9 protein-coding genes and 1 tRNA gene are annotated in these 8,346 nt (G+C 58.6%); 2 read left to right on the forward strand and 8 right to left on the reverse strand.

The genetic code is table 11. The annotated features are described in order from the left end of the window. Nucleotides 1-136 precede the first annotated feature (136 nt). The 6 genes from ACTG36_RS08435 to ACTG36_RS08460 are packed head-to-tail and all read right to left on the reverse strand — an operon-like array spanning nucleotide 137 to nucleotide 5,597. Entirely contained in the window at nucleotides 137-931 is a 795-nt protein-coding gene (locus ACTG36_RS08435; RefSeq protein WP_375281392.1) for an MBL fold metallo-hydrolase, read from the reverse strand. Then, nucleotides 928-1,725, reverse strand: coding sequence for a TatD family hydrolase (locus ACTG36_RS08440; RefSeq protein WP_375281393.1), 798 nt, complete (start codon nucleotides 1,723-1,725; stop codon nucleotides 928-930). Before ACTG36_RS08440 ends, ACTG36_RS08435 begins: the two co-directional genes overlap by 4 nt. Nucleotides 1,726-1,733: 8 nt before the next feature. After that, nucleotides 1,734-2,867, reverse strand: coding sequence for a DNA polymerase III subunit delta' (locus ACTG36_RS08445; protein WP_375281394.1), 1,134 nt, complete (start codon nucleotides 2,865-2,867; stop codon nucleotides 1,734-1,736). Then, nucleotides 2,867-3,496, reverse strand: coding sequence for a dTMP kinase (gene tmk, locus ACTG36_RS08450; protein WP_375281395.1), 630 nt, complete (start codon nucleotides 3,494-3,496; stop codon nucleotides 2,867-2,869). Before tmk ends, ACTG36_RS08445 begins: the two co-directional genes overlap by 1 nt. A gap of 4 nt (nucleotides 3,497-3,500) precedes the next feature. Next, nucleotides 3,501-4,682 carry a D-alanyl-D-alanine carboxypeptidase family protein gene (locus ACTG36_RS08455; RefSeq protein WP_375281396.1) on the reverse strand — a complete coding sequence of 394 codons (1,182 nt, stop codon included), beginning with the start codon at nucleotides 4,680-4,682 and terminating at the stop codon, nucleotides 3,501-3,503. Between the two features lie 18 nt (nucleotides 4,683-4,700). Then, nucleotides 4,701-5,597 (reverse strand): SPOR domain-containing protein, encoded by an 897-nt coding sequence (locus ACTG36_RS08460; RefSeq protein WP_375281397.1) that lies wholly within the window; start codon nucleotides 5,595-5,597, stop codon nucleotides 4,701-4,703. Nucleotides 5,598-5,833: 236 nt separating this feature from the next. Between ACTG36_RS08460 and ACTG36_RS08465 the strand changes: the two genes are divergently transcribed. After that, nucleotides 5,834-5,923, forward strand: a tRNA-Ser gene (locus tag ACTG36_RS08465). Between the two features lie 493 nt (nucleotides 5,924-6,416). Continuing rightward, nucleotides 6,417-7,121 carry a carbonic anhydrase family protein gene (locus tag ACTG36_RS08470; RefSeq protein WP_439141999.1) on the forward strand — a complete coding sequence of 235 codons (705 nt, stop codon included), beginning with the start codon at nucleotides 6,417-6,419 and terminating at the stop codon, nucleotides 7,119-7,121. 64 nt (nucleotides 7,122-7,185) lie between these two features. Here ACTG36_RS08470 and ACTG36_RS08475 read toward each other — a convergent pair whose 3' ends face one another. Both ACTG36_RS08475 and ACTG36_RS08480 read right to left on the reverse strand, forming a co-directional pair. Next, nucleotides 7,186-7,773 (reverse strand): HNH endonuclease, encoded by a 588-nt coding sequence (locus ACTG36_RS08475; protein ID WP_439142001.1) that lies wholly within the window; start codon nucleotides 7,771-7,773, stop codon nucleotides 7,186-7,188. 112 nt (nucleotides 7,774-7,885) lie between these two features. Next, nucleotides 7,886-8,346 (reverse strand): hypothetical protein (locus tag ACTG36_RS08480; protein ID WP_439142003.1); only part of this gene is annotated, 461 nt, incomplete at its 5' end.

Genomic DNA, 8,346 nt, shown 5'->3' on the forward strand with positions numbered 1-8,346 from the left:
CGGGCCCGATTGCGCCTGCGGCGGGCGGGGGGGCAAAATTATGTAATTTTGGCGGTGCTGTCCGGGAGGGCGGTGGTTGTGGCTGGCCGGCCCTCCGGGGGGAGTTTTTCGGGCCAGATGAAGACGGGGGGCGGTGCTAGTCCGCAAGGGTCAGGGTCAGACCGTCATAGGCGGGCTGAATGTGGTCGGGGGTTTCATCAACCAAGGTCTGGTAGTCCAGATCAATGTGCATATTGGTGAGGACGGCGCGTTTGGGCTGAACGCGGTCGATCCATTCAAGTGTTTTTGCAAGGTGCGCGTGGGTCGGGTGCGGGTCGCGGCGCAGGGCGTCCACGATCCACAGGTCGAGGTTTTCGAGATGGTGCCAGACGTTCTCTGGGATGTCGGAGACGTCTGGCAGGTAGGCTGCGTTGTCGATGCGAAAACCAAGGGCGTCGATGTTGCCATGTTCGACTTCAAACGGTGTCAGGGTGATGGGGCCGCCGGCGCCGTCGATGGTGACGTCGCCCTTGATTGTGTTGAGGTCACAAATCGGGGGATAGCTGGACCCTGCGGGTTGCACGAAGGCGTAGCCAAAACGCGCCAGCAGTTGGTTGCCGGTGTCGCCGTCTGCCCAGACGGGCAGGCGTTGGCGCATGTTGTAGACGATCATGCGGATATCATCGAGGCCGTGGACATGATCGGCGTGGGCGTGGGTGTAGACCAGCGCGTCGAGTTCGCCGACGTCAGCATCCAGCAGCTGTTGGCGCAGATCGGGTGAGGTGTCGATGAGGACGCGGGTTGTGCCGTTGGGGCCTTCGCGGCTGACCAGAAGGGAACAGCGTTTGCGGACGTTTTTGGGGTTTTTCGGATCACATGCGCCCCAGTGACCGCCCAAGCGGGGCACGCCGCCCGAAGAACCACAGCCTAAGATGCGGAGGGTTGTGGTCATGGTCGCCACTCCGCCGCTTTGGAAAACAGGCGGTCGAAGTTGGCGGTGGTTTGGGCGGCGAAGTCTGGGTAGTCGAGGCCGAACACCTCTGCGCCGACTTGTGCGGTGTGGGCGGTAAAGGCCGGTTCATTGCGTTTGCCACGGTGGGGCGGCGGGGCCAGATAGGGGCTGTCGGTTTCCACCAAGATACGGTCCACAGGGGCCTTCGCGAAGATGTCGCGCAGATCACTGGATTTGGGGAAGGCGGCGATGCCCGACATGCTGAGGTAAAAGCCCATGTCGATGGCGGCTTCGGCCAGTTTCGCGCTGCTGGAAAAACAATGCATCACGCAGGAAAAGGGCTTTGCGGCCATGCCGTCCGTCAAGATGGAGATCATATCATCGTCAGAGGCGCGGTTGTGGATGATCAGCGGCAGGCCGGTCTCTTGAGCGGCTTCGATATGGATTTTGAGCGAGGTCTTTTGGACCTCAGCCGTGTCAGCGGTGTAATGGTAATCCAACCCGCTTTCGCCGATGCCTATGAACTTCGGGTGGGCGGCCAGCGCGATCAAATCCTCGGCCGACACCAAGGGTTCGTCTGCGGCGGACATGGGGTGGGTGCCTGCGGCATAGAAGACGGGCGCGTGGGCCTCCGCGATGGCGCGGACCTGTGGTTCAAGGCGCAGTTTGGTGCAGATGGTGACCATGCGCGCGACCCCTGCGGCCACGGCGCGGTCAATCACGGCGGCGCGTTCGTCGTCGAAGTCCGGAAAATCCAGATGGCAGTGGCTGTCGACGATCTGCGGTGTGGTCATGGGGGTCCCTAAACGGCAGCCACGTCCAGCGCGGCTTTTTCGATCCTAAACAGCGTATCTAGGACCAGCGCGGCAGGGTCAAGATTGACCGCCTTGCCATGGCGGGTGCGGTCGGACACGGTTTGCGCCACCTGCGCCCAGCGGCGTGCGGCGAAATCGTTGGGGGAGAGTTTCGACAGCAAGAGCGCCTCGCCCTGTGCAGCCTGAATATCGGGGGGGCCGTGCAGGCCTGCGCGCGCTGTTCGGGTGAGGAATTTGTCGATCAGATCCAGCGTCAACTCAAACCGCGTGGCCCCTGCTTTGCCGACACATTTGTCGGCCATGGCCAACGCGCGGGGGCGGTCGAAATTGGGCAGGGTTGAGAAGAGAGAGACGAGGTTGGAATAGACCGACAAGCCGTCCAGATTGGTCAGGCGGATCGCCTCCCCCACGGACCCGCCGGACAATGCGGCAAGCGCTTCGCCCGCGTCGGTGTTGATGCCCGATTGGGCAAGGGCGGTCGTCATGTCTTCGGCGGACAGCAGGCCGCAGCGCAATTCGCGACAGCGCGACCGGATGGTGGGCAGAAGGCGGGACGGCGCGTGGGAAATCAGCAAGATCACCGCATCAGCGGGTGGTTCTTCAAGCAGTTTGAGGATCGCGTTGGCGGCGTTGACGTTCATGTCATCCGCGGGGTCAACGATCACCACACGGCGGCCGCCATCGGTGGCGGACATTCCGAAGAAGTTCTTCAGCTTACGGACTTCGTCGACGGTGATGACGGATTTCAATTTGTCGGTTTTGTCGTCCCAGGCGCGGCGCAGGGTGAACAGACGGGGGTGCGCGCCTGATCGGATCAGCGCCATATCAGGGTGGGCGTCGTCCACGTCCAATGACGTGGGCGGGGGCGGTGCGCCGAACATGTCGTCCTCGGCCACCAGCGGTTGGGATAGCAAAAACGCGGCCATGCGCCACGCCAGTGTCGCCTTGCCCACGCCTTGGGGGCCGGTGATCAGCCAGCCGGAATGAAGCCGCCCTGTGGTGAACGCCTCAAGAAAATCGGCCTCGGCGCGGGATTGGCCGTAGAGAATGGCGGTTTCAGACGGATGGGGGGCGCCTTCGATCTGGTCGGGCAGGGGGCGGTCTTCGGGGGCGGTGGCCATCAGGCAAGTGCCACACGGTCGGCCACATGGGCTGCGATTTCGGCGGCGATGGCGGCGGGTTCACGGTTGCCGTCGATGAGGATGCAGCGGTCGGGGTCGGCCTTGGCCAAGGCCAGAAACCCGTGACGCAGGGTTTCCTGAAAGGCCAGCCCCATGTCTTCAAACCGGTCTTCGCCGGATTTGCGCGCCAAACCACGTGCGAGGGCCGTTTCGGGATCCATATCGATGATGAATGTCACATCCGGTTCGCGCCCGATCATCACGGAATGCAGGGTGTCCACCGTGGCGCGCAGATCGCCGCGCGTGGCGCCTTGATAGACGCGGGTGCTGTCGGCAAAGCGGTCACAAATGACGGTGCGGCCAGCGTCCAAGGCAGGCTGGATCGTCTTTTCCAGATGATCGCGACGGGCCGCTGTGAACAGCAGGATTTCGGTTTCAGCGGACCACCGGTCGGGATCGCCCGTTAGCAGCAGGGCGCGGATTTCTTCGGCCCCCGCACTGCCGCCCGGTTCACGGGTGTGGAGCACATCGGGCAGCCGGTCGGCCAGCAGGCGCGATTGGGTGGATTTGCCGGACCCGTCGATGCCCTCAAAGGAGATGAACAGACCAGAATGGCCGCTGCGCGCCACGGGATTAGTCCGCCACAGCTTCGGCTGTGGGGGCGTCGTCGGCCATCATGCGCGCCACAAGAACCTCAGCCGCGGTGCGCAAACGGGTGTTGAATCCGCCGGCGGCCACATCGGCGTCAGCCACCAAGGGCACGCGGGTTTCGGGCAGGTTTTCAAGGCGGATGACAAGTTCACCCAACGTGTCGCCTGCGGCAATCGGGGCTTCGACGGGGCCGTTATAGACCACCTCAGCCTCAATCGTGGCGTTTCCGGTGTTGGGCACGAGCAAGGACAAATCGTCCACAAGGGCAAGGCCTACGGTGGTGGCTTCGCCCATCCAGACCTCGGCCTCGGCGAGGCGCTGGCCGCCCTGTGCCAGATCACGCTGGGCAAATTGGCGGAAGGCCCAATTGACGATACGTTCGCTTTCTTCGGCACGCGCCTGCGCGCTGTCCAGACCGGTGATGACAAAGATCACGCGCCGGTCCCCTTGCTTGGCCGATCCGGCAAGGCCGTAACCGGCTTCTTGGGTGTGGCCGGTTTTCAACCCGTCTACGCCGATGCCAAGGCCCAACAGCGGATTGCGGTTGCGCACATTGGCGGGGTGTTCGCCGTCGTAGTCAAAGGTTTCTTCCGCAAAAAGCGGATAGAACGTCGGATAGTCAGTGATCAGACGGCTGGACAAAATGCCAAGGTCCCGCATGGACATCCGGTGGCCGACCGCAGGCCAGCCGTTGGAATTGGCGAAGGTGGAATTCATCATGCCCAACTGCCGTGCGCGGTCGGTCATCATCGCGGCAAAACCCGCTTCGGTGCCCACGGGCGACAACGCCTCGGCCAGCACGCATGACGCGTCATTGCCCGACAGCACGATCACACCGCGCAGCAGATCCTCAACCCGAACCCTGTCGGTGGTGTCCAGAAACATGGTTGAACCGCCGTAATCCATGCAGTGCTGGGACACCGGCAGACGTTCATCAACGCTCAACCGTCCATCGGCAATCGCCTCAAACGCCATATAGGTCGTCATCAGTTTCGACATGGACGCTGGCGGCAAAGGCTCATCCGCGTTTTTGTCCAGAAGGACTGTGCCGGTCGTCTGGTCCATCACAAAGGCAGCCGTGGCGCGGGTGTCGAAGGCCTGCGCATGGGCCGAAGACGTGGTCAGCGCGAGGGCAGCAAGGGGGGCAGCAAGAAAACGGAGCATGAAACCTCGTCTCTAGGGTCAGTTGGTTACGAAATAGGCGTCTTCAAAGCCCTGCGCTTTGACCTGACGCAGCAGTTCTGCGCGCTCCGCCTCGGATGTGGCGGGGCCGACAATCACGCGGAAGAACGTGCGGCCCTGACTGGTTTGTTCCAGCACCGTGGGCAAAATGCCATTGGCGCGCATGCGGTCGGCGGTGCCGGTGGCGTTCGCTTCGACTGAGAAGATGCCAAGCTGGATGAACGGTTTCGCAAGGTTGGACGCGGTCGGCGCAGGGGCGGGTGTGGGGGCCGGGGCCGGAGATGCAGTCGGCACCGTCGCCTCAGCCGCATCAATCGCCGCGGCAGCGCCTGCGATCGGATCGGGCGCATCGAGCGGTGCGGCGGACACGGCGGGGGCCGCGATGTCAGTCGGGGCCTCAAAATCGGACACAGCCTGCGCTTGCGGGGGTTCGGCAACTTCTTCGCGACGCAACGCGGTGACTTGCAACGTGGCGGGTGCCCCGGCGAGCATCTCCAGCGCGGAGGCCGCATCAGACGACACCTGCAAGGCCGGACCGGGGTTTTCACGTTCGCGCCGGAACAGCGCACCAATGACAAAGGTGCCATTGGTCTGGTTTCGGATGATTACGCGTTCCGGTTCGGAGACGTCGGGATGCGCCACCCAGACGCCGCCCAGCGATGGGCGACCGTCCCACAGGCCCGGTTCGGTGACCTGAAAGGCATCGGGTGCTTCGACGTCGCGTTCGACCAATTGCACGCTTTGGGATGTCGTTACGGCGGTTTCGTTTTCCGCAGCTTGGCCCAAGGTGGGGAAGGCGAATTCGCCGTTCTCATCACACGCCGCAAGGGCCATGACCGACACAAGCGCCAGGGGCGCCCCAAGTTTATTCAAAGATACCAATGTCTTGCCCGACATAATTTGCCCTCATATTTGCGCCGGTTTGCCCGTTCGCTGTGCCCTTGACGGACCCCTGTCATTGTCGATTTGAACGAGTTGATGCGTACCTTGCGCAAACACTAGCGTCCAAGCCCCTGCGAGGGAAGGGTTTGCCAGCTATTTCGGCGGATTTCCCCACTGAACGCTGTCTGCATCATGGGGTGCATGTTCAACCTTTTAGAATCAAACAACAGCCCCTAAAGATGGCCACCAGCGGAGGCTTGGCAGAGTGGTCGAATGCACCGGTCTTGAAAACCGACGAGGGTGAAAGTCCTCCCAGGGTTCGAATCCCTGAGCCTCCGCCACAACCCCTGTATGATTACATTTGCCATATAAACAAAGGGATTCGTGGCTGGTGTCGAATGGACTTACCCACACGTTTAACCCACACGCTTTACCCACACACGCCCCCAACAAAATGCTATTGAACCGTTTTAAACATGAACGCCCCTAGCTTGCCCAGCGCGTGAAACAGCTAACTACCGTGAGGCATTCCGTTGTTGTGAAACTTTGTGACCTAGCTCACAGGTTTTCACAAACGTGCATACACTCGCTTAGCGGCTCTAATGGCCCTTTCATTTGCATTGTTGTCGTTTATTTCATTGATCGACTTGCACGGTGGTGGGAGGTCAGGGTTGGCGTGTTTAACGTTAGCACACTCGAAAAGCTTGACATAACAAGGAACGTATAGACACTATTTCTAACAGCCCGTTAGCGTACCTGCTGCCCGGGCTTCATAACGGTTGGTATAATCGTGAGCAAACATCATCTCTAGTAACACGCGGAGAAACATACAAAATGGGTATTTCAAGACGCAACTTTTTCTACAACACCGTTGCGGCGACTGCCGTGGGACTAACTGCCACACGGGCCAAGGCAAATGTGTGCACGATGCCAACGGCAGAACGGCAGGCTTCCCTCACGCCACAAGGCGTAGTGGATGAATTGATGGCGGGCAACGCGCGGTTCGTGTCAGGCAACATGGTTAATTGCGACCTCGCCGCCCAGATACGGCTAACCTCCGAAGGACAGCACCCAATTGCAGCTATCGTAGGCTGCATTGACAGCAGAGTGCCGCCGGAGTTGGTCTTCGACCAAAATATCGGTGACATTTTTACCGCTCGTGTCGCAGGTAACTTCGTTAATACCGACATTATAGGCAGTCTAGAATTTGCCTGCTTTGTCTCCGGTGCCAAGTCTATCGTCGTGCTGGGCCATACGGAATGTGGTGCGGTCAAGGGCGCGGTTGATCAAGTCGAACTGGGAAACCTTACAGCGACGCTGAAGAACATCGAACCCGCCGTCGCAGCAGCAGGCCCCGTGGCAGTGCGCAGCTCTTCAGATGGCGAATTCGTGCAGCGCGTTGCGGATAAAAATGTGGCGATAGCAGTTCAGAACATCCTCAACTCAAGCGAAGTTCTATCTGGCATGGTTGAAGCGGGTGAGCTTGCCATCGTCGGTGCGATGTACGACATTTCCACCGGTAAGGTGACGCTAATGTAACGGCGAGGGGCATTATCATTCCAAGTTTCATTAAGCCGGCAGTTTGCAAGGAACACCTAATGAATTACCTGTATTGGCATAACATGAGATAGTGTGGGGGGAGCTCCGAACTTCTAAAAGAGAGGTCGGGGCCACCTTTAGACCTTGGAATGATATGATCGACGTGAAGGGCGACCTGATCCTCATGTCCTCCGCATAGCTCACAGCGGTGTTTTGCACGTTCAAGTACGTTGTAACGGGTGCTGCCTGATACATAGCCACTGTCTGGCCCTCTATGGCCCCATATGGCCTCACCACGCTTGCTTATGTATGCGTTGATAGCTTCATCACACATGGCTTGTAGGGAGGCTCTCTGGGCGTCTGTGTGGGTCGCTTCAGTCAGGCGATAACCTGTAATCTGACGACCATCTTTGATTGGCTCAACAACACCATTTTTGGTCAGGACTTTGCCAACCATATTCTTGGTGCGCAGTGTGTAATACTCAACTTGAGACTGGTCGTAAGAGAGCAGACTTGTTGCAATCTCTTCCGTCGTAGCTTCCCCGCCGTTCTCCAACAAAGCCTTAATCATGACAGGTTGGTAAACCTGAGCCATCCGCATCTGTTTTGAGATGAATTGCATAAGATCGGTTGTATTGCCTTTAGTGGTCATTTCCCAATCCTTATCTGCAACTCATTGCTCTGTGTTATAACGACAATCTCTATTTCCTCTAGTAATGGGAGAGGCATAGGAGACAGCCTTTAAGTCCTTACTCTTACTAGCACTACTCACTCTGTTTACACTCAGATAGTTCTAGCCATTTAGTGAACTTAGCCTTCCTATCAAAATACTGACTGGTTGGGTCAATACGGATAGGCGTATGGTATTCAACCACTACAGGTTCTTCATATCCCCTTATGTTACCAGTTACCTTTCCGTGATGGCTGTTACGTTCATTCTTGATGTCGTGGTTAATGGTGTAATTGGTAACCTGATGAGTAGCTTGATCTAGGATACGGCGAAGTTCAGGTTCCTTGTCGTATTGTATTATGAAGCTGTCATGGATGCAGAGAACTGGAATGTCCTTTTGCGTGAAGTGGTCAATAACCATGTTCGCTATCTGACTATCTATGTTCATTAACCTTAAGGCTTGCCCTGTATTCAGAACTCCTTTGAACTGAGGGTGTTTGTCTATGAAAGCATCCAGAAGCGCACCTAGCTGTATGTCTGTCAGGCTTTGTCCCA

The organism is Pseudooctadecabacter sp. (genome assembly GCF_965657175.1).
GTDB lineage: Bacteria > Pseudomonadota > Alphaproteobacteria > Rhodobacterales > Rhodobacteraceae > Octadecabacter.

Coding starts and splice junctions, on each gene's coding strand:
- ACTG36_RS08460 (WP_375281397.1), bottom strand. CDS start 5,597: ATGTCGGGCAAGACATTGGTATCTTTGAATAAACTTGGGGCGCCCCTG.
- ACTG36_RS08475 (WP_439142001.1), bottom strand. CDS start 7,773: ATGACCACTAAAGGCAATACAACCGATCTTATGCAATTCATCTCAAAA.
- ACTG36_RS08445 (WP_375281394.1), bottom strand. CDS start 2,867: ATGGCCACCGCCCCCGAAGACCGCCCCCTGCCCGACCAGATCGAAGGC.
- ACTG36_RS08470 (WP_439141999.1), top strand. CDS start 6,417: ATGGGTATTTCAAGACGCAACTTTTTCTACAACACCGTTGCGGCGACT.
- ACTG36_RS08455 (WP_375281396.1), bottom strand. CDS start 4,682: ATGCTCCGTTTTCTTGCTGCCCCCCTTGCTGCCCTCGCGCTGACCACG.
- ACTG36_RS08440 (WP_375281393.1), bottom strand. CDS start 1,725: ATGACCACACCGCAGATCGTCGACAGCCACTGCCATCTGGATTTTCCG.
- ACTG36_RS08435 (WP_375281392.1), bottom strand. CDS start 931: ATGACCACAACCCTCCGCATCTTAGGCTGTGGTTCTTCGGGCGGCGTG.